A 21306-nucleotide genomic window follows, 5' to 3' on the forward strand; every position below is an offset into this window, starting at 1 on the left:
TGCTACGAAATGACCGTTGGCGCATTACTGGTAGCCCTTTACATATAAAATAATCAGAGGCGCAAAGCCCGGAAATAACTACAACACTTTGGAGACATTATGAAAACACCTGAAAACCGCTTAGCCCCCGTGGCAACGGCTGTAATGCTGTCACTCACTCCCGCTCTGGCGATGGCGCAGGAAGCTGCTCCTTCCGATGACACCCTGGAACACGTTGAAGTGACCGGTAAATATACCGTAACAGAACGAATCGATACGGCCACAGGTCTGGGCCTGACGCTGCAGGAAACGCCGCAATCAGTGAGCGTTATCACTAAAGAGCGTATTCGTGACCAGGCGCTGGATACCGTCATTGACGTAGTACAAAACACAACAGGTGTGTCTTTCCGCATGTTGGATAATGTGCGGAACACCCTGCAGTCCCGTGGTTTCGATATCACCACTTACCAGATTGACGGCGTACCGTTACCCTGGAGTCTGGCGGCGGATTCCGGTGAAACTGTCGCAGATGTGGCGATTTTTGAGCGGGTTGAATTTGTACGCGGTTCTACCGGCCTGCTAACCGGTGTGGGCGATCCTTCCGGTTCTATAAACCTGGTGCGCAAACATGCAGACAGCACTGATTTAGCGGGTGACGTGAGCTTTGCACTGGGCACATGGAACAATTTTGAAGTCATGGCAGACGTATCAACCGGACTGAATGACGAAGGCACTATTCGTGGCCGTGTAGTGGCCAAGTATGAAGACAGTGAATCGTACCTGGACATCTTCACCAATGAATCTACCGTGCTCTACGGCGTTGTTGAAGGTGATATCACCGACAGAACGCTGGTGCGCGTAGGCATGAGCTACCAGAATAACGTACCAAAAGGTAACTTCTGGGGTGGTCTGGTAGGTTTATACAGTGACGGCACGCCGACAGACTGGGACGTATCAACCACCACGTCTGCTGACTGGACCCGCTGGGAAACGAAAAACACCAACATCTTTGCCAACGTAGAGCACACCTTTAACAACGGCTGGGAACTGCGTGTTAACTATAACCGCATGGATTACAAGAAGCCGGATGTCAGATTGCTGTACGTGTACGGCTCACTGGATAAAGAAACCGGGGCAGGCCTTATTGCATGGCCTTACCGTGCGGAGGGCGAAAGCTCACTGGACAGCCTGGATATTCAGTTAAAGGGTGACTACAAGCTGTTTGATACCATGCATGAATTCGTTATTGGCGGTTTGTACAGTGACCAGTCTGCCATCGCTGAAACCTACTCTGTTGTGAGCAGCGACCCTCTTGCCATCTCTGATTTCTACACCTGGGGCAATGCGTGGAGCGAGCCGGTATGGACTGACGCGCCGGACACCGTTGCTCAGGACATGGATACCGAACAGAAAGGCTTTTACGCTGCCACCCGTCTTAACCTGACAGAGCAGTTAAAAGTGATTGCCGGTGGACGGATTGCCAGTTGGGAACGTTCCGGTAACAGCTACGGCACACCTACAGATTTTGGTGAAACAGGTGTATTTATTCCTTACGCCGGCCTGTTGTATGACGTAACAGAGCAGCACCGCGTTTACGCAAGCTACACCGATATTTTCCAGCCTCAGAATGCGGTAAACCGTTACGGTGAATACCTGGATTCCCTGCAGGGCGTTACCTATGAAATGGGTCTGAAGAGCCGTTTCCTTGACGAGCGTTTAAACACGGCTATCTCGGTATTTAAAATTGATCAGGATAACCTGGCTCAGGACGACATCGCTGAAGACGGTACGCCTTATTATGTTCCTGACTCGCCGGCCACCATTGCCCAGCGGGAAGCACAGGGTACTGAAAGTACCGGTTTTGAAGTGGAAGTGGTGGGTCAGCCCGTGGATGGCTGGAACATCAATGTGGGCTGGTCACAGTTTGAAGCCGAAGATGCGGAAGGTAACGACGTTAACCCAAGCTATCCCCGTAAGCAGTTCAAACTGTTCACTACCTACAACTTTATCGACAGCATGCCGGGCCTCACCATTGGTGGTGGTGTGAACTGGATGGACGAAGTGTCGCAAAGCGGTGTTACCCAGGAAGCCGTTGCCATTACAAACCTGATGGCAAAATACAGCTTCAGCGACCGGGTCGACGTTCAGCTTAACGTAAACAATCTGTTTGACGAAGAGTACTACAACTACATCTCAAGCAACGCGCAAATCCAGTATGGTCAACCGCGTTTCACACAAGTGAGATTTAACTACTCGTTCTGATAACAGGACAGATACGCCCGGCACATGCCGGGCGTTTTATTTATTCTGCTGACTGGCTCTGCTGAGAACTGTTTTCTAATAATCGGGTAGCGGTATATTCGTTTGTGATGAGACCGTTTAGCAGCCCTGATTTTAACGCGCCGTTTATGGCTGCGATTTTTTCTTCTCCGGCCGCAATGCCAATAATGGTGGTTCCGGCGAGATCCTGCAGCGACATACTGGTGACACACCGGTTAATAGGACTGTCGATTAATTGCCCCTGACCATCAAATATCCAGCTTATCATTTCACCTGCCGCACCGGCAGTTTCCAGATTATCAAGCGTGTCCTTTGCTATAAACCCGTCGATATGTAGCGGTGACACGGTCCCCAAATGACCTATCCCGACGAAAGCAACGTCAGCTTTTAATGCCAGCGCTCTGACATTACTGACATGGGGCAAATTATGCCATTGCTGCTTGTCCTCCTCAGAGGGCGCAATAACCGGCAATGGCATGGGAAAGTGTCTGGCTCCTGCCCGTTCTGCGACGTGCACGGCGACATCATAACGGCTGGCAGATCCATCATGTGCAATATTGCCCACCAGCGAAACAATGTTGTGCTGAGGGCATTGCAGTACTGTTAACTCGTCGGCGCAGGCCCGCAGAATTCTTCCGGTACCAAGAGCGACAGTTCTCGGGTGCTGACCTTTAAGATACCGTTCCAGTTCGGCTGCGCCTGCCTGAGCCAGACCTGCTGTTGAGTGCGGATTATCCGCATCACTGGGCACAACTTCGCACTGGTGTAACCCGAAAACCTCTTTCAACTGACTTGCCAGTTCCATACACCGCTTCACAGGGTGCTGGAGACGTACCTTGATCAATCCCTCTGACACAGCAAGCGCGACAAGCCGCTGAGCGGATTGTCTGGATGTATGTAACTGTCTGGCTATTTCATCCTGTGTTTTTCCGGCGACATAATAGAGCCAGCCAGCTCTGGCAGCATCTTCGTATTTTTGTTGAGCTGCAGATAAAGTAGATGACATGGGCGCCTCTAATCTTTAATCAGTTCCGGGAACTGAGCTTTAAAATCGTGCCAGTTTGCCAGCGTCTCAGATGGTTTACCATCGGTTTGTTGCAAGTGACTGCCGCCGGTGAAATGCCGCCAGTGCATGCCGGCCGAAACCGCAGCTTGTAATCCCGGAGCAGAATCCTCAATGACCAGACAATGCGCGGGAGCCTGACCGGCACTGGCCGCTACATGTAAAAATAAGTCCGGTGCAGGCTTGCCCCGTGCAACGTCTCCGGCAGTAAAAATCTGAGGTTCGCTGAAGTACCGGTTAAGCCCTGTCGCTGCCAACGCCACAGCCGTCCGCGTCCGGCTGCTGCTGGTCGCCAGTGCATAAGGTACTGATAAATTTGACAACACTGTTTCCACACCGCTCACCGGTTGCAGACGCTCAGTGAACGCAATTTTCAGCTTCTCATCAAAATCAGCCTTGATTTGTTCTGTCACGGTTAACTGGAACTGCTCCGCCAGCATATCTTTTACATGGCCGAAGCTGCGCCCCAGAAAGTGCTGCTGAAAAAACGCTGTCTCCAGTGAGATATTCTGCTTTGCAAGCAATTGCTGCCACACTTGCATGCTCAGGACTTCGCTGTCGATGAGCACTCCGTCACAATCAAAGATCACCATTGAAATACTTGCCACAGCACCTCCTTCGTAACAGCTTTCTAACCGGTAGTATGTTTCATCTGCACACACGCTGCGCGCACTACGTTGTAACCTGCAGGTTACGGAATAGCAAAAAAATCGTATGTAAGACAGCCCCCTTTGTTAACGACATGTTGACTTAATCAGTACAATCTGGGAATATGCCCACACAGTTGGCATTTGCCAAAAATATATAATGCGGCGACTTTGTCTATGACCAGAAGCAGTAACGAAGTAAATCTACATCAACTGGAAGAAGAACAGCTTCCGGTTGCAAAACATAGTCTGAAAGGCTGGCGACATTTTCTCGGCTTGTATGCCGGTGAACATGTTGCAGCCTCTGAATTCGTATTCGGCGCAACCTTTGTTGCTCTGGGTGCCTCAATGACAGATATCCTTATCGGTCTGTTGATAGGCAATATTCTGGCTGTACTCAGCTGGACATTCATCACCACGCCGATAGCAGTGGAAACCCGGCTCAGCTTGTATACATACCTGCAAAAGATCGCCGGCGACTCTATGACCAGACTCTATAACTGGGCAAACGTGATTATTTTTACTGTCATTTCAGCAGCTATGATTACGGTTTCTGCAACAGCAGTACGTTTTGCTCTGAATATACCGGCCCAACTTAACTGGTATCCCACTAACCCGTGGTTCGTTCTTGTTGTTCTGGCTGTGGGAATCATCGTAGTGCTGGTCGCCATGTATGGATTCAACGCAGTATCCAATTTTTCAGGGATCTGTGCCCCCTGGCTTTTTGTCATGTTTATCAGCGGACCGCTCGTCCTCATGCCGGAACTGGCCAATGCCGTTACCGGTGATACGCGGGTATCAGACTGGGCTGAATTCATGCACATCGGCAGCATTTCAGTATGGACAGGACTCGATGCCAACGGCAATCCCGGCATAGGCCTGATGGAAGTTATCGGGTTTTCATGGGCAGCCAATACGATAACGCATTTCGGCTTAATCGATATGGCACTGTTGCGCTATGCAAAAAAGCGGAGCTACGGTCTGTGCACCTCGGCGGGCATGTTATTCGGTCATTATATCGCCTGGATTTCAGCCGGTATCATGGGCGCTGGTACAGCGGTACTGGTACAAAAATCAATCACAGAGCTGGACCCGGGAGACGTCGCATTTCATGCATTGGGCTTGTCAGGTCTGGTGATTGTTATCGTAGCCGGATGGACAACAGCGAATGCCAACCTTTACAGAGCAGGCCTGGCTGCCCAGGCGATTTTTAGCAATCACTCCCGGAATAAAACCACTTTTATGGTAGGAATAGTCACTGTCGTCATTGCCTGTTTCCCGTTTGTTTTCACCAAATTACTTCCGCTGTTAACTTACGCAGGTTTGTTAGTGGTGCCGGTCGGCGGCATTGTGTTTGCCGAGCATTTTGTCTTTCCCCGCCTGGGTTTGACACGCTACTGGGCACACTACAGAAAAATAACCCACAGTAAACCCGCTGTTACCGCCTGGGCAGCAGGTCTGGTATTCGGTTTCGGACTTAACGCGCTAGATGTTATCTCTTTCTATTATCTGTTTTTGCCGACCTGGATTTTTACCATCTTGCTCTACACGGCAATGGCGAAACGTCATGGTGCAGCAGAAAAATACCCGCAGGAAGAAGCAGACTTACGCACCTACGATGAGCAGGTCGAAACCTTTCAGGCAAAACAAGCCGAACAACTGCCTGTACAGCAAGACGATAATTCGCTCTTCACGAATGTCCTCACTGTGCTTGCCCGGGGAAGCCTGCTAATCACGGTACTGCTTGCCGGCTATACCATGTTTTTCTCAGCCGGAATGGAGCAATACGTTACCAACCGTACTCTGTTTTTCAATGCCGGATTTGCCTGCACTCTGGCCTACTTCGCTTCTGCTTACTGGGCAATGAAACGCCGGCAGCGCACTTCTCTTTCTTCATCTGTGGAATAACTATGTCTGTTCAACCTGTAAATCTTAACAATGCGGCTCTCTCTTCATTGCCGCCCCACATTCTTCGTCCTGCCTATGACAGGGCTGCATTACGCACGGGCATTGTTCATGTAGGGGTCGGTGGTTTCCATCGCGCTCATCAGGCTTTTTATACCGATCAATTCATGGGCAAAAGTGGCAATACGAACTGGGGGATCTGTGGTATCGGCCTGAGAGAAGGTGACAGTAAAATCCGTGATGTGCTTAAGAAGCAGGACTATTTATATTCCTTATTAGTGAAAGATCCGGAAGGTTGCGCATCTTTACAGGTCATCGGGTGTTTGACCGGTTTTCTGATGGCAAATGAAAACCCGCAGGCCGTTATTGATAAAATGGCCAGTCCGGACACGAAAATAGTCTCACTTACGATTACCGAAGGTGGATACAACTTTATCCCCTCTACCGGCGAATTCGATTTTTCCCATGCTGATGTACAACATGATCTGGCCAATCCTGATTCACCCAGGATGGTATTCGGCTATCTTGCCAGCGCTCTGAAACAGCGCCGGGCATCCGGACTTGCTCCGTTTACTGTGCAGTCCTGTGACAATATTCAGCACAATGGTGATGTAACACGAAAAATGCTGACCAGCTATATCAGGTCTTACGATGAAGAAATGGCAGACTGGGTGTCAGAGAATGTCGCTTTTCCCAATGCCATGGTTGACCGCATTACGCCTGTCACCACAGAAGATGATATTGCTCAGGTAGCAGCGCTGGGTCTGATTGATGAGTGGCCTGTAACCTGCGAACCGTTTCATCAGTGGGTGATTGAAGAGCACTTCTCTGACGGCCGTCCCGGCTGGGAGAAAACAGGCGCTCAGTTTGTGGAAGATGTAACGCCTTATGAAACCATGAAAATCAGGCTACTGAACGCCGGCCACACGGTATTGGGTATCCTTGGATCACTACATGGCTTTTCTACGATTGATGAAACTGTCGCTCACCCTGCGTTTTCCTCTTTTGTCCGTCGCTTCATGGACACGGAAGCCACACCGGTGCTTTCGCCGGTAGCAGGAATTAATCTGGATGAATATAAGAACACTCTGATCGCCCGCTTTGCAAATCCTTTTATTAAAGATAGCCTTACGCGGATTTGTTCCCAGAGCGCATCTAAAATATCTACCTTTCTGGTACCCACGATTAAGGAAAACGTAGAGCAAAAAGGACAAACAGAATGCGCGGCACTGGTTATTGCAGCCTGGTGCTATTACAGCTACTACCGTGCAACACAGCAGGGAACAGCTTTAGAGGTGATTGATGATCACGCAGAAATCCTTCAAAGCGTTGCCGGAGGCTCTGAAAGTCAGGCCAGAGCATTTATCGGATTAAGCGGTATCTTTGGAAATCTGGCAAAAGAGCCCGCTTTCGCGGACCCTTATTTGCAGTATGTCAGTTCACTGTTTAACGGTGAACCGGTTCAGGCGCTGATTGAGAAGACAAACAACCATTTCAGCTAAGATAGGGCCCGGTGCTACGCTGCCCATAGCACCAGGCCAAACTTCACGCCAAATGACTCTCAAACGTGCTGCCATGGTATTGTTTTTTTACCAGCCCCTTTTTCTGTAGCGCCGGCATGAGCTCGCTGCACACTCTTTCGAAGCAATTCCGGCTCCCGCCGGGCAATGCGATAAAGCCATCAATGGCTCCGCTGTTGAACCATGTTTCAATTTCATCTGCAGCCTGCTGCGCTGTACCGATAATGATCCAGTGGCCTGAGCCTGCTACCTCCGGTCTTGCCATAAGAGCTTCGAGCGTAACCGGCCCGTTTTTTACCACGTTGCGGATTAACTCACTGTGAGTTTTGCTTCTTACCTGTCTCACGGGTTGCAATACGGACTCATCCAGAACTGTCATGCTGAGGAGTTCGCCGACCTCTAAACCCAACGAAGAGGCCACCAGTTGATGGTGGCGGTGGGTGAGCGTGTTGTCCCTGGTTTCGCGAAACAGCTTCAGCGCTTCTTCGTATGAACCGGCTAGAAACAGCGATAACCCCGGCAAAATCCGGATGTCATCAGCCTGTCTTCCGGCCTCCTCAGCCCGCTGCCGTAGATCTGCCCGTAACGCTTTCGCACTGTTCATATCCGGCGTTGCAGCAAATACTCCTCTGGCGATTTTAGCGGCGAAGTTTTTCCCGGTTTCCGATGCCCCGGCCTGAAATAAGGGCACGTCTCCGGCACTGTGACCGCTTAACGTCAGAGGACCTTTGCATGCCAACTGTTTACCCTCAAAATTGATTGCCTTAATTTGCGACGGTTCGGCATAGCGCCCGACTTCTTTATCATGGAGCAGCGCCCGGGGCGGAAAGCTGTGCCATAACTGCTGCACCGCTGATACAAATTCATCCGCTCTTTCATATCGGCTTTCTGTACCGGGCATGGCCGGCAGACCAAAGTTCTCGTGTCCGTCGAGTGCGGTAACCACGTTCCACCCTGCCCGCCCGCCGCTGATATGATGTAACGACTGGAGTTGCCGGGCGATAACATAGGGAGAATGAAATGTTGTCGATGCCGTGGTCAGCAAACCAATTTTTGATGTGCCCATGGCTACTGCGGTGAGCAGAAGAGTCGGATCCAGTCCGCTAAAGCCCACCGAGCTGGCCAGCGCTGACGGGTCAATAAACAAAGAGTCCGGCCTGAAAACAAAGTCCATGCAGGCAGATTCGGCGAGTTGCGCCAGCCCTGTGTAATAAAGCGGGTCATACAGCCTTTCCACTTCACTGTCTGGCCTGCGCCAGGCATTGCCTGACATCCAAGTAACGGCCAGTGACATACCGGTGAGTAAAGTCCTGTTGTGACGGGTCATGCGGGCATCCTTTTAGCGGGGTAAAATTAAAGGGGAATAATGAACGGGATCTTCCATCACAAGCGCATCTATGCCGAACAATAGCTGCATGTTGCCTGACGTACATACTGATGCAGGTGCGCCGCTTGCCACTATCTCTCCGTCCTTCATCGCAACAATGTGATGGGCATACCGTGCCGCAAGATTGATGTCATGCAGCACCATTACGATGGTTGTGCCATCTTCCCGGTTGCGCTTTTCGCACACATTCAGCACGTCGATTTGATGACCGATATCTAAAAATGTTGTGGGTTCATCAAGCAAAATCAGCGGCGTTTGTTGGGCCAGTACCAGTCCGATCCAGGCGCGTTGACGCTGACCGCCGGACAAAGTAGCGATTTCCCGGTCTGCCAGGTCACTCAATCCGGTTTGCAAAAGTGCATCATTAACCGCTTTTTCATCATCTTCATGCCACTGGCTGAAGAGTGTTTGCCAGGCATACCGTCCCCGTGAAATCAGCCCTTTTACCGTCATGCCCTCAGGGGAAACATTGGTTTGTGGTAATAAACTCAGTTGTTTTGCACGGCTTTTCGGGGTGAATGATGACAGCGGCTGCCCCTGCAACGAAACCTCACCTGAAGAAGGCCGGTACAGGCCCGCAAGTAAGTGTAAGAGCGTTGATTTACCGCATCCGTTTGGCCCTATAATCACGCTGATTTTGCCGGCAGGAAACTGCACCGACACATCATGAATAATGGTGCTTTTCACATAGCTGAAGCTCAGCGATTTTGCAGCAAGCGCTGCCGCGGAAAATGTATGTGGTTCAGGAAGAGTCGACATCAAAACGCCCCTTTTTTATGTTGTCTGAGCAATAGCACAATGAGATATACGCCGCCGAGTATCGCGGTGACTCTGCCTGCCGGTAACTGGCTGGCTAAAGGCAATACGGCGCTTACTCTGTTCGCAGTCAGCAGTAAAACCGCCCCGCAGAGTGAGCTGGTGAATAGCGGTAAGGAAAGACCGGTAAGCGCCCTGGCAATATGGGGCGCACCTAAGGCAATAAACGCCATCGGGCCGGCGGCAGCGGTAGCCAGAGAAATCATCAGCACAGAAATAGCCAGACCGGCATGACGGCTTAGTTGCACATTAACTCCTAAGCCAAATGCCACCGCATCGCCCATTTCCGTTAAACGCAAAGATTTCGCCAGCAACATCAACACCGGCAAGCCAGTGAAAAGCCCGGCCATAACGGTGAATACATGCCCCCATTGCCTGCCATCCAGACTGCCCAGCAGCCACAAATTGGCCAGCATCGCGTTATCAATATCCCCTTTTACCAGCAATAATCCGGTAAACGCGGTAAGCGTTGCACCTGTGCCAATGCCCACTAAAACAAGCCTTCCCGTTTGCAGCACCTGTCCTTTAATGGCGAACAGATAAATCACCAGCGCAGTAAAGCAGCCCCCCAGAAAAGCAAAGCCCGCTACACCGGCGGGTGACTGACTGATAAACACCAGGTGATAAACAGCCCCTGTCGCAGCTCCGGACGTAAAGCCTAAAATATCAGGAGAGCCTAAGGAGTTTCTTGAAACAGACTGAAAGACCGCACCGGCAGCTCCTAAGCAACCACCTACACCCAGGGCGGTAAGGACAACGGGTAACCTGATATCGATAAGAATTTTAGCGGGCAACGGCGCGAGACCATTGCCAGCCATCCACCCCGTTACATCCTGCCATGTGAGCAGATTGCTGCCAGACATCAGGCCATGAAGACAAAGAGCAGCGAGTAAGAAGAACAGCAGACACTGCACCAGCAGAACACGCTGGTAAACGAAGAAAGAAAATGATCCGGCGCGCAGTAAAAACGGGGCCGTCATGAGGTTGCCCCCCGCACATTTCTGGCAAGTGCAATAAATACCGGACCGCCAAGAATAGCCATCATGATGCCGGTACTGACCTCACCCGGTGCAGCCACAACACGGCCCGACACATCGGCGAGCAACAACACTTCCCCGCCGATAACCGCGCATAGCAGTAGCTGCCGCCGGTGGGTAACAGGTGCAATACAACGGCACAAAAAAGGCACAACTAAGCCGGTAAAGAGTATCGGGCCCGCCGCCGCTGTAGACGCGCCGGCCAGTAACGTGATGACCGTCAAGCAGCCACGGCTGAGCCACTTTTCATTTACGCCTAATGCCGTCGCCAGATGGTTACCCAGCATAAGCACATCAATGCCGGGAGCAATATACAAAGCCAGCACAAGTGCCACCAGCCAGCACCCCATTAACGGCCAGAGTACATCAAACCCTTTGCCTGCCGTTGCCCCTACCATCCAGTGCCGGTATTGCTCAAACACGGAGAGATCGGCAGACGCAATCACTAACTGCCCTGCCGCCAGGCACACTGCCGAAAATGCCACGCCGGCCAGCACTAATTTATCCTGCGAGAAACGATATGGTCCGGTACCCAGCTTTACCACCAGCAAAGAGCAAAGCGCAGCCCCTGCCGCACCGGCAAGCATTTTGACGAATGCCGTTTCAGCCCCGAAAAATGCAATGGTGACAATAACAGCCAGACTCGCGCCGGCATTAACACCTAAAAGACCCGGTTCAGCAATGGGGTTTCGTGTCATGCTTTGCATGATGAGTCCGGCAATAGCCAGTGCACTGCCACAAAAGAAAGTGACGAGTGTGCGGGGAACACGTAATTCCCGTACCAGCAAATGCGCCGTGTTTGATGCATCGAACTGAGTAAATGCCGATATTGTCTCATGCAGTGGAAGCACCTCCGGGCCAATGGCGACACTGGCAAAAAGCAGCACTGCAAGCACAATAATCAAACATGGTAAATCAAAGTGTCGCGAATACACCTTCATGGGGAAGAAAACAAGTTTGCAATGATATCCACCGTCTCGGTGGCGCTGTAAAAGTCCATGCGGAATGAGTTTTCTCCCATACCCCACACTTGTTTGTTTTTCACTGCCGGTAAGTTTTGTAATACCGGGTCATTGAGCAGTCCGTTTACATCATCAACGCGGCGACGCAGTAAAAAAACAGAGGCTGCGTTCAATCTGATAAGTTGCTCATACTCGCTGCGAATAAAATCGCCCGCATCTTCGGGGCTACCCTTCATGATGCCAGGTGGTGTAACAACATCGAATCCAAGCGCCCGTAATAACTTACCGTGGGTACCGGTTGCCGTACCAACAGGATTGATAATGCCGGGCCCGTTGTAACTGACAATATTCACCTTTCCCTCTGGCAGATGAATATGCTGACGAACGTTTTCAACATACTGATTAAATGATGTAATACGTTGCTGCGCGGATTGCTCAAGCCCCAGAGCCCGGCCTAATGTTGTTGCCAGACCCTGCCAGTCAGTCACGGCATAATCCACAATGAGCACCGGTGCGATGGCACGAAGCATCTCCACATGGGCCATGGCCGAATCGGCGCCTCCTGCAGAGACAATGATGAGGTCGGGCCGGACGGCATAAGCAGCCTCCAGATTGATACGCCCTGCTGGCCATACATTGGTGACCTCTTTTACTTTCGCCACCTCCTGCCACTGCGCAAAATAGGCATTGGTTGTCGCCGATGCACTGGCGACAACCGGCGCATCAATCGCCAACAATGTACCGGTAACGGTTACTGTGGTAGACAAAATCCTTTCAGGCCTGGCGGGAATAACAACCCGGCTTCCATCACTGTTTACCAGCGTCTTTGGCCAGGCATCAGCTTGCTCCGCGCCGGCATAAACGGAGCAGGCGTAAACAACGCTTAACCATAAGCAGGTTATGTACACAAAGCGTCGCCGCCAGTGCTGCATTTTTATCATGATCATTTCCGGAGAAAGTACGGTTTACAACACATAAAAAAATGCATGAGCCCGAAAGGCTCACGCATCAGAGGTTTAGAAACGATAAGTGACCGATACACCCACATTGCAGGGATCAGCAATAGAAGCAAAGCCGGCAGGATAACGGGCACTTACCGGTTCCTGACTGACCAGCGCTGTCTCATCGAAAAGGTTGTCAATGTAAGCAGTAATGAGCCAGTTATCTGCGGTGTAATTAGCGTTAACTCTTACCAGCGTGTAATCGCCGGCAACGCGCTCTGCTGTATTGGTGAAATCACCATAGTACTCACCGATATAGCGGGCGGTGGCACCTGTACTCCACTTATCATTAAACCAGTATGTGGCGCCTAAGGTCGCATTAAATTCAGGGGCGTTATTTAACTCGTTGCCTTTCACCGTGGCATAACTTTCACCGGGGTCTTTAATGTCCGACTGCAACAAACCAATCCCGGCATTCAGTTCCAGATCTTCAGTAAGTAAAGTATGAAGCTCAAATTCTGCACCGTAAGTAACAACCTGAGGAAGGTTCTCAATCACCCGCGACGAGCTTACAGCCTGATACCCGTCGTAGTCGTTGTAGAATACATTAGCGCTGAAATACCCTTTCCCGTCAGCAAACTGAGTGCGGCTGCCCAGCTCGAAGGTATTCACTTTTTCATCGTCGAAATAATAGTATTCCTGCGCCGTGAAATTCAGTGCGCCGCCGGCTGCGTTATAGCCTTTACGGGCACTGGCAGAAACGGTGGTGGCATCAGTCCAGGCATACTGCAGTGCGACTTTGGGCAGGAATATATTTGTGTCCTGATCGAGAATGGCGTCGATTGCACCGTAAACAAAGTGTCTGTCCTGGGTTTCACGCTCTAAACGGACGCCGGTGATCAGCGTAAACTTGTCGTTCAACGGGAAGGTAGCTTCACCGTAAACAGCCACAGAGTCACTTGCATCATCACCGGTGTAGGCAGCAGAACCGGTGCTGAGTATGCCCTGATCTCTGTCAAAATAGTACACACCAACAAAGCCACTGATACCCTTTCTGCCAGACACGTAGTTCATCTTCGCATCAACAGTAATATTGGATTCATCAAACCCGAGCTGCTGTTCAGCCTCGGGGGTAGCCTCGTAACTGTCGAAGCCCCACTGGTAATCCATGTAGGACACCAGCATGTCGAAAGACCAGTTGTCATTGATGGTGTAGTCAGTATAAAGCGTCGTAGTAGACGCTTCAGTCTCGATATCACGGAAGTAGATGCGCTCACGGTCATCTAAATTTTCCAGCGCATAAAAAATCCGGCCAGTATCTCCCGCCTCATCATTGTAAGTGTGAGTGAGCATGAAGCTTAAGTCATCTGAGGGCGTCCACAGTAACTTACCGCGAATACGGGTGGTTTTGATTTTATCCAGATCATAGTCCGGCGGATTGGTTTCGTAGCCGGTGTCATCAGTAATGGTATCGGCATCGAGATGCTGCACACTCAGGCGGAACGCAAGGGTATCTTCAACCAGCGGGCCCGAAATAACACCGGATGTATCAATGTATTGATCCTGGTTTCGGTAGCCGACGCGGGCAGCGCCTTCCCAGTCTTGTGAAGGATCTTTGGTTTTGATGAACACAGAACCACCTATACTGTTCCGGCCGTTACTGGTAGATTGGGGACCGCGATAGACTTCAATTTGCTGCAGATCCCACATACCGCTGTCGCCGCCTAAATCGGCAACGAAGGGTTGCGCTACACCGTCAATTAACGTCATCACACGGCCTTTTGCACCGCCGGCGATAGAATTGAAGCCACCGGCTGCACCGTTACCGGACACACCGCGAATATCCGGCAGGCCACCAGTGGGAATAACCACGTTGGCAATTTCAGACAATGCATCCGATACCGATTTGTACTGCGTATCGTTTAATGCATCTTCAGAAATAACTGACACAGAAGAGGTGGCATCTTTCAGGCTGCGGTTGGCTTTTTCACCAATAACGACAATTTTCTCAATGTCCTTTGCATCCCTGTCCGGAGCCTGATTTTCCTGTGCAGAGACAGCACTGGCGATACTTAATGCCATGGCAAGCAGTGATACTTTGAATACGGGTTCGCGCTTCATAACAACTTAGTCCTTGATTTGAATGTGTGATTAGAGTCATCAGGGACCATGAAGAGAAATTCGTCGTAAAAACTGCGCAGCACAATGTCTCAAAAGCAAGGGTGCCAAATGCAAGGCATTAGCCTGTGCCCGCCTGAAAGATGACGACATGTTGTAATTATTGTTATGCGGATATACGACAGTACGGTGAACAACTCAACGTTCATGATCGACCGTTTTGATAACGATTCTCATTATCTTTAATGCAGACCGTGTCGCTTTACTTAAAACGGCATTTTGTTTTGTTGAAACCGCATTTACGGTTGCATGACAAGGGAAGCAGCATGCCGGGTTCTGGCCTGAGAAGGCGTCATACCAAATTGCTTCTTGAATGCAGTACAAAAACTGGCGCTGCACCCGTAACCCACATCCATTGCGATACTGGTGATCGGCTGAGAACCGGTAAGCAGCTTCTTCATGCCAAGTTCAAGTCTGGCGCTGTGGATGCAATCAAATACCGTTTCGTTAAAAAAGACTTTGAATTTGCGTTGTAACGTACTGGGGGTGGTGCTCATGTGACCGGCTAAATAGTCGATGGTTAATGCACTGGCTGCGTGGGAGATGATCCATTCACGAAATAGCATCCACTTTTCAGGTACAGGCGTTTGCACGCAGGAAAAGCGCTCCTGATGTTCTGCGTTCACTTTATGACACTGACCAAATGCTTCGAGAAGCAGTGACAGTGCCCTGCTTTCACGCACAATACCGCCCAGCTCCGGTGGCCTTTCAGAGATATCGAGCATTTCCTCTGCCATCATTAAACTGGAAGCAGACGCCTGCCAGGCTGCCACATCCAGATGCCGCCAGCGTTTATTCAACAAACGCTCTTCCTGCACGCTGGAAAACGTGTGCGTTAACCATTCCCCGGAAACACCAATACTCAAACGACGGCAATAGTTACCGGCAATTGCATGACGGGAAAACGATTCTGTAGTTTCCAGAGAAACCAGTGCCATATTGGGGCCGGGTTCTGCATCGCTGCCTCTCCCGAGTATAAGCGTTTTATGCCCGAACCGTATTTCAAGATAGCCGTCGAGAACTAAAATCAAACGAAAACGGTCATGCACTTCACCGTGCCAGTGGCGGGTTTCCTTATCAGTGGTATCACCAAAATGAAAATTAAGGCCGGGCCGCAAACACACATCCCGCGGGGGATGATTAACGTGCCAGGGGACTAATGAATTATCGGGCACCTTTCGACCTTGAAGTAATAACCGTTCCTTATCCAAATGATAACAAAACTCATTTGCACCGCAACTATTTACCGTGTTGAATGAACCCAAACCGGCATATTCATAGTATGCTCGTTAAGCAATGTGTTACCCCTTACCCCGAACAAGGATAAAAACAATGTGCGACAACCATACAGAATCCGACATTCACGATTTTAAGAAAAACGGCGGGCAGTTAAACCGTCGTGACTTCAGTAAACTCGTAGGATTAGGCGCTTTGTCTTCCGCCTTTCCTCAATTTGCCATGGCCTCCGGCGAGGTACAAACGCAGCAGGTAATGGTGAACACACCTGATGGCGTGGCCGACTGTTTGTTGGCGAGCCCGAAAAGCGGCAAACATCCTGCGGTGGTAATGTGGCCGGACATTATGGGTCGCCGCGCGTCATACGATTTAATGGGTCAGCGTCTGGCTGCCGCCGGATATGCTGTGCTGGTGGTAAACCCCTTCTACCGCGATGTAAAAGGTGCAGCCCTGCCCGATGGCATCAGTTTTCCGGCTCCGGAAGCCCGCGAAATTTTAGGACCCATGCGCGCTAAACTCACGCCGGATAATACCAACTCTGACAATCGCGCCTTTTTCGACTTTTTAAACGAACAGTCTGTGGTGGATGCAAGCGCACCAAAAGGCGTGCTGGGTTATTGCATGAGCGGCACCTTTACGATGTACGCAGCCGCTGCTTTCCCTGAAGAAGTGGGCGCGATTGCTACCTTCCACGGCGGCGGCCTGGCCACGAAAGAAGACGACAGTCCCCATTTCACCGTTGCTGACTCAAATGCACAGGCACTACACGCCATCGCAGAAAATGACGCCCAACGCAGTCCGGAGATGGAACCTTTACTCGTTGAAGCTTATAAAGAAGCGGATTTGCAGGCAGACATTGCGGTGTATCCCGGCACGCTGCACGGCTGGACGCCACCGGATTCAAAGGTGTACAACGAGGAACAGGCCGATGCTGCCTGGAACAGAATGCTGAAGATCCTGGACAAAGGCCTTCACGCCTGAGGAAGGAATATGCCCAAAGGATGAGAGGCAATTAAAAAACAAAAAGCCGGCTGTTTTGATGAACAGCCGGCTTTTTTACAGCTGATTATCAGAACGTGTAGTTCGCCGACACCAGGTAGCTGCGACCGGGCTCGTTAAAGGTATTTGCACCGGCACTGGAAGCCTGTGTGCCTTCACGGCGGACTTCAGTATTAATGAAGTTCTTCACTGACAGGTTGAAGCTCAGATTATCATTAAACTGATAAACCGCATTCAGGTTAGCAATGGTATAGGCATCGCGATCTTCACCGGTAATTGCCTGACCTGAAGTCTGGCTCTGTTCCGGACTTTCAGTCTTACCATAGTGCTGACCACTCAGTACCAGTTGGATCTGCTCTGTTGCCTGCCAGGTCAGCATGGCATTAACCGTGTAGTCCGGCACGATTGACAGCGGTATGCCGGTTTCTTTGTCTTTCGTTTCCAGCATAACAGTAAGGTTTGTCGACCACTGAATACTGTCAGTCAGGTTAAACTGCAGGTTACCTTCCAGACCACGTATTACGGCTTCAGGAATGTTGTACCACTGGAAAACCTGAACATTGGCTTCACCACCCTCTTCACTTGGCAGGATGTATTCCGGTGCCACGTTACCGGTACCGATGCGATTCTTGTAATCGTTGTGGAAGTAAGTGATACCGGCGTTAACACCTTCGTCGTTGGTATAGTTAATACCAATTTCTTTGTTCACTGAGGTTTCGTGTTCAAGATCAGGGTTACCGATAATGTGACAGCCGCCCCCCAGGCTTGAGAAGTCCAGCGGACAGCCATTACCACGGGTGTAATACACGTAGTTAGGGTTCAGCTGATAGAGGTTAGGGGCTTTAAACGCACGGCTGATACCACCCTGTACAACAATATTCTTTGTTGCCTGCCAGGATGCATTCAGGCTGGGCGATAAATTGGTGCCGGCTTCGCTGTGATTGTCAAAACGGATACCCGGTGTAACTGTCACGGAATCAGAAAGCAAAATGTTATCTTCCACATACACACCAATCAGTGTGGCATCGGTTTCAGACGGACGGCTTTCAGGATCGGCAGTAGCCCCGGGAATTTCGCTCTCATCAGCCACGTTTAAAGTAAGCTGATTACTCACTGCATCATCCAGCGTTTCGCCGCGGAATTCTGCACCGAATGTTGCCGTTTGTGCAAAGCCTTCCAGCTCTAATGGCACGTTCCATTCCGTTTTAGCGGTAATGTTAGACAACTTGATCGTAGTTTTCTCAAGGCTGTTGATAGCACCTTCACCACCACCGGCAGAACCTTCACCTAAGCGACTGTTTGTTGTACCTTCGTACTGAATATAGCTGAACGAGTCACCGAAATCGTACTGACCCGTGTGGGTAACACCCAGCGTGCGGCGGTACATCACCAGGGTTTCTTCCCCAATCAGTGCCAGCGCATCGGTTTCGCCAAGTTCATCTTCCGTAGGGATAATCGGGTTGTCGTTTTCGTCTACGCCGTAGCGGATCCCCTGGAAGGCGTTATCACCGGCATATTCATTACCCTGGCGGCTGAAAGCACCTTCGAAATCCCAGCGGTGTTCTTTACTTTGCTGGAAACGAACCAGTGTACGGAAATCCATATTCTCCACACCTTCACGACCTGCACCAACCGCTTTAGCCGAGCCACCACGTCCTGTCGAAGTATCAGTAACTTCGAGGTTCAGTTGCGGATCATCCGCTTCCTGTTTGTTGTAGTTAACAATGGTGCGGTGAGAGAAGCGGTCAGACAAAGGCGCGCTGCTAACAACGTTGATACGGTAGTTACCGCCTTCATATTCATTTTGCGGAATTTCCGTTTGCAAAGACACGGTGGTTGACGCCACTTCAGGGGATTTGGTGATGATATTAATCACACCACCCGATGCACCTGAGCCATATCGGGCAGCAGCCGGACCACGAATAACTTCGATACTTTCAATAGCTTCCGGCGGCACCCAGTTACTGTCACCACGGGTGTTCCGCTCCCCCGAGCGTCCCATTTTCACTGAGTTACGTGACAACACCGGCTTACCGTCAATCAGGATCAATGTATTCTCGGGCCCCATCCCGCGAATATCAATCTGACGCTTGTTGCCGTACTGACCTGAAGACGAGTTACCGGTCAGGTTAATACCCGGCATGGTACGTACGATTTCTGAAATATCATTGGTGACCGGACGGCGCTTGAAGTCTTCTTCTGTGATAACGGATACACCCTGCGCCTGCTTCAGTTCCTCTGCAGCGGCTTTTACAACGGTGACATCCAGCGTTTCCGGCTCTTCCTGTGCGATGGCTGAGAGTGAGAAAAGAGAAGTGATAGCAGCGGACACAGCTGTGCACACAAACTTCCGGTTTGTTTTAAACATGCGAGATTCCTATTTAAGTATGGCCTTTTTATTAATGATAATGATTCTTATTATTTTTATTGAGCGCATTATACTTAAGTGAAGCTGTGTTTCTACCCCGCAAAATACTTTTCAGGGAAATTTGGGTCAAAGTTGAGTGAAAATTTTACGAAGAACAGGTGAAACGCACTCTGCATGAAACAGTCAGCGTTTAAGGAAAGCTAGCTGATAGCGGTTTTTAATGCAGAGCGGTAGTTGATTATTGTCGTCCGGCAGGCGTGTGCCACTGCCCCTTCCTCTTTACCCTTCAGTTTCAGCAAATCGACAAGGTCAAACAGCAAATTTTGTTGCTGCCTGCTGTTTTTCTGTAGCAGATAAAAGAAGCGCCGGCTTTTACTGATGACTGCGCCGATAAACTTATCCATTCGCCGCTGTTCACCTTCGTACACATCAGTAATAAGCTGGCTCGCCATTAACCTCCCGATACAATCGGCGGCAGAACAGTCTTGTTTATTACATTCCGACACCCAGGGGCAACAGGCGCATAAATCCTGAATATCTGCCCGCAAGCAATGCATAACTGGTAACTTACGATCTGACTCCAGCCATGCTGACAGCTCTTTGGGCACAGGTGTTGCTGCAAGGTCCATCAAAAACTGATAGTGATGAAGCAAAAGCGCACCGACCCGTGATTTGTTGTAGAACACTTTTTCTGTTTTGAGAAATTGCCTGAAGGTGGAAATTTCAACGGCCGATGCACTGCAGATCCGCCGGGATCTTGCATCGTCGTATAATAAAACGAGCGCCATGACTTTCTCCGTATACCACGTAAAGCGCCTGGATGTTTGACTGGTTTGCGGAGGCTTACTCTGTTTCAGAGCGGCCCAAAAAACGAACCAGTAAACCACATGATGCAGCTGTGCCCGCAGACAACAGCAAAAAGATAATTGCTTCCATCGTTCGACTCCCACTGAATGTTAAGGTTATCCGGCAAGAAAACAGGCCCCTGTACCGGGGCAAATGCCTGAAGTGTGATCATTATTATTATGATAGGGACAGTTTTAAAATACACCGCAAAAACCAATAATGCAAATGATAATTATTACCAATTAGAAAAAAAGATGTGACTAATCGTTTTTTCTACTCATTTGATCCGTCCCTTTTTCCAGTTTGACGATATAAGGCAGCATTTCCCGCAGAAGCGGCAACCTGGATAATAAAGTTAAAGTAAATGCCAGCGGATGGTGAATAAATCCATAGGGAATAATATCAATCCGGTTAGCTGACGGAACCCAGTCACTCAGAGTCGAAACGATGTCACAGCGAGATATTCCCCAAGGCATAGGCGGCGCCTTGTAATGCGCTGTACGCCAATAACCGGACATAGTTTTTCTGGAAAAATAGGGCGGAATTGTGTCAAACATGAAAGTGACATTCTCATAGTGCAGATTGATTCGCTTGAGCAATGTCTTTACCTCATTTTCGGAAAAGTACATTAACAAGCCCTGTGCGCTGATGAACACAGGCTGATCACACGGCGTTAGATCGAACCAGTCAGTATCCAGTGCGCTGCATGAGATATAGTGGCAGTTCCCTTCTTCCGGCAAAAACAGTTTTCTCACCGATATTGCTTCTGGCAAATCCACACAAATCCAGTTTGTGCTTTCATTCCCGCACCTTTGAAATTGCGTTTCCAGACCGCAAGCTAACTCAATGACTGTGCCTTTTGGATACCTTTTCAACCAGGGCTTCAGCGCTTCATCAAAAATAAAAGAACGCAATGCGTGAGATCCGTCAGGACGTCCGAAGTGTTTGCTGTAATCAAAGTCTATACTTTGATAGATTGAAACTGCATCCGGGTCTTTAATAATCCCGTTTTCCCTCAACGCTTCAGTCGCACGGTTGTGTAATGTCCACAACATGGTTTGAGGGATCCCTTGTAATGCCAGTGATTCTTTTAAACTACTCATAGCGTGCTTCCTTCATCTGCAAAGCTCGTCAGGAGAATA

Annotated in this window: 16 protein-coding genes; 4 read left to right on the plus strand and 12 right to left on the minus strand. The window is 50.1% G+C overall.

From position 1 onward, the window contains the following. Positions 1-99 precede the first annotated feature (99 nt). Complete coding sequence (locus tag ACXAGR_RS07960) at positions 100-2241, plus strand: TonB-dependent siderophore receptor (RefSeq protein WP_474849193.1); 2142 nt, start codon at positions 100-102, stop codon at positions 2239-2241. A 40-nt stretch (positions 2242-2281) separates the two neighbouring features. Here the strand turns inward: ACXAGR_RS07960 and ACXAGR_RS07965 are convergent, their stop codons facing one another. Together ACXAGR_RS07965 and ACXAGR_RS07970 are read right to left on the minus strand one after the other, a co-directional pair. Then, entirely contained in the window at positions 2282-3265 is a 984-nt protein-coding gene (locus ACXAGR_RS07965) for a sugar-binding transcriptional regulator (protein WP_474849195.1), read from the minus strand. Between the two features lie 8 nt (positions 3266-3273). Continuing rightward, complete coding sequence (locus tag ACXAGR_RS07970; RefSeq protein WP_474843932.1) at positions 3274-3930, minus strand: HAD family hydrolase; 657 nt, start codon at positions 3928-3930, stop codon at positions 3274-3276. Positions 3931-4146: 216 nt separating this feature from the next. On the opposite strand from ACXAGR_RS07970, the gene ACXAGR_RS07975 reads away from it, so the two are divergent. Together ACXAGR_RS07975 and ACXAGR_RS07980 are read left to right on the plus strand one after the other, a co-directional pair. Beyond that, positions 4147-5877 (plus strand): purine-cytosine permease family protein, encoded by a 1731-nt coding sequence (locus tag ACXAGR_RS07975; protein ID WP_474843933.1) that lies wholly within the window; start codon positions 4147-4149, stop codon positions 5875-5877. Between the two features lie 2 nt (positions 5878-5879). Continuing rightward, a complete protein-coding gene (locus ACXAGR_RS07980) occupies positions 5880-7376 on the plus strand; it encodes a mannitol dehydrogenase family protein (RefSeq protein ID WP_474849197.1) in 1497 nt (498 codons plus the stop codon). Between the two features lie 43 nt (positions 7377-7419). Here ACXAGR_RS07980 and ACXAGR_RS07985 read toward each other — a convergent pair whose 3' ends face one another. The 7 genes from ACXAGR_RS07985 to ACXAGR_RS08015 form a co-directional block, all read right to left on the minus strand. Then, the gene (locus tag ACXAGR_RS07985; RefSeq protein WP_474843935.1) at positions 7420-8721 is read right to left on the minus strand and encodes an NtaA/DmoA family FMN-dependent monooxygenase; all 1302 of its coding nucleotides are present in this window, start codon (positions 8719-8721) and stop codon (positions 7420-7422) included. A 12-nt stretch (positions 8722-8733) separates the two neighbouring features. After that, positions 8734-9540 (minus strand): ABC transporter ATP-binding protein, encoded by an 807-nt coding sequence (locus ACXAGR_RS07990; protein WP_474843936.1) that lies wholly within the window; start codon positions 9538-9540, stop codon positions 8734-8736. Then, complete coding sequence (locus ACXAGR_RS07995) at positions 9540-10577, minus strand: FecCD family ABC transporter permease (protein ID WP_474849199.1); 1038 nt, start codon at positions 10575-10577, stop codon at positions 9540-9542. The genes ACXAGR_RS07990 and ACXAGR_RS07995 overlap by 1 nt, the downstream gene beginning before the upstream one ends. Then, entirely contained in the window at positions 10574-11530 is a 957-nt protein-coding gene (locus ACXAGR_RS08000) for a FecCD family ABC transporter permease (RefSeq protein ID WP_474843938.1), read from the minus strand. The genes ACXAGR_RS07995 and ACXAGR_RS08000 overlap by 4 nt, the downstream gene beginning before the upstream one ends. Positions 11531-11571: 41 nt before the next feature. Then, a complete protein-coding gene (gene fepB / locus ACXAGR_RS08005; RefSeq protein ID WP_474843939.1) occupies positions 11572-12537 on the minus strand; it encodes a Fe2+-enterobactin ABC transporter substrate-binding protein in 966 nt (321 codons plus the stop codon). A 75-nt stretch (positions 12538-12612) separates the two neighbouring features. Further along, positions 12613-14658, minus strand: coding sequence for a TonB-dependent receptor (locus ACXAGR_RS08010; protein ID WP_474849201.1), 2046 nt, complete (start codon positions 14656-14658; stop codon positions 12613-12615). Between the two features lie 296 nt (positions 14659-14954). Next, positions 14955-15890, minus strand: a complete 936-nt coding sequence (locus tag ACXAGR_RS08015; protein ID WP_474843941.1) for a helix-turn-helix transcriptional regulator — start codon at positions 15888-15890, stop codon at positions 14955-14957. A 157-nt stretch (positions 15891-16047) separates the two neighbouring features. Here ACXAGR_RS08015 and ACXAGR_RS08020 point away from each other — a divergent pair, with 157 nt between their 5' ends. After that, positions 16048-16932 carry a dienelactone hydrolase family protein gene (locus ACXAGR_RS08020; protein ID WP_474849203.1) on the plus strand — a complete coding sequence of 295 codons (885 nt, stop codon included), beginning with the start codon at positions 16048-16050 and terminating at the stop codon, positions 16930-16932. A gap of 88 nt (positions 16933-17020) precedes the next feature. Here ACXAGR_RS08020 and ACXAGR_RS08025 read toward each other — a convergent pair whose 3' ends face one another. The 3 genes from ACXAGR_RS08025 to ACXAGR_RS08035 form a co-directional block, all read right to left on the minus strand. Next, positions 17021-19318: a FepA family TonB-dependent siderophore receptor gene (locus ACXAGR_RS08025; RefSeq protein WP_474849205.1), complete on the minus strand. Its 2298-nt coding sequence runs from the start codon at positions 19316-19318 to the stop codon at positions 17021-17023. A gap of 200 nt (positions 19319-19518) precedes the next feature. After that, complete coding sequence (locus ACXAGR_RS08030; RefSeq protein WP_474849207.1) at positions 19519-20106, minus strand: hypothetical protein; 588 nt, start codon at positions 20104-20106, stop codon at positions 19519-19521. A 318-nt stretch (positions 20107-20424) separates the two neighbouring features. Further along, the gene (locus tag ACXAGR_RS08035; protein WP_474849209.1) at positions 20425-21267 is read right to left on the minus strand and encodes a class I SAM-dependent methyltransferase; all 843 of its coding nucleotides are present in this window, start codon (positions 21265-21267) and stop codon (positions 20425-20427) included. Positions 21268-21306 lie beyond the last annotated feature (39 nt).

Source organism: Alteromonas sp. ABH4_457 (genome assembly GCF_056160625.1).